Source organism: Bradyrhizobium sp. 33ap4, assembly GCF_032654765.1.
Taxonomy (GTDB): domain Bacteria; phylum Pseudomonadota; class Alphaproteobacteria; order Rhizobiales; family Xanthobacteraceae; genus Bradyrhizobium; species Bradyrhizobium australafricanum.
This window is the reverse complement of sequence record NZ_JAUMTJ010000253.1, coordinates 1-588: the sequence shown is the minus strand read 5'-3', so window position 1 is coordinate 588 and position 588 is coordinate 1. Positions and strand designations below refer to the sequence as shown.

Sequence of the window (588 nt, the reverse complement as noted above, 5' to 3'; positions counted from 1 at the left end):
GTGCAGTCTTCTGTTCGACAGGGGTGCCCACTTTCACCCCTGCTTTTTGCGTTTTACATTGAACCCTTGTGTCGGTCAGTCCTGGGGGACCCGTTGGTCCGTGGATTCACGCGTTTGAAGTTAAAGTCCTGGCGTACGCCGATGATGTTACTTTTTTCTGCGGAACAGTTGGTAGCGTCCATCGTGCCCTATGTCATGTGCGTCGGTTTTGTGATGCTAGTGGTGCTCGCGTTAGTTGGACTAAATGCTCTGGATCGTGGTTAGGGCAATGGCAGTCGCAGCCGACTTCCCTTGCCAACCTATCGTGGTCTACAGAAGCACCAAAATATTTGGGGATTGTGTTGAACCATGCACAAGTATCAGGACCCTTTTGGACATCTTTTCTAAGTCGGCTTCGTCAGGTGGTATCCGCATGGAAGCCTTTGAACTTCTCAATCTTTGGGCGTGCCTATATAGCAAACACCTTCCTTGCATCTTGTGTAAGCTATTATTTGCAAGTGCTTCCGTGTACAAGGACCCACATCAGTCGGTCACAAAGGAGTATATATACTTTTATTAGGAATTCAACGTACTAACCGATGAGGTGTG

1 protein-coding gene is annotated in these 588 nt (G+C 48.3%); it reads left to right on the top strand.

Annotation, left to right across the window (positions count from 1 at the left end):
• Window positions 1–68 precede the first annotated feature (68 nt).
• A complete protein-coding gene (locus tag Q2M23_RS44450; RefSeq protein WP_410469858.1) occupies window positions 69–575 on the top strand; it encodes a reverse transcriptase domain-containing protein in 507 nt (168 codons plus the stop codon).
• Window positions 576–588: the final 13 nt, after the last annotated feature.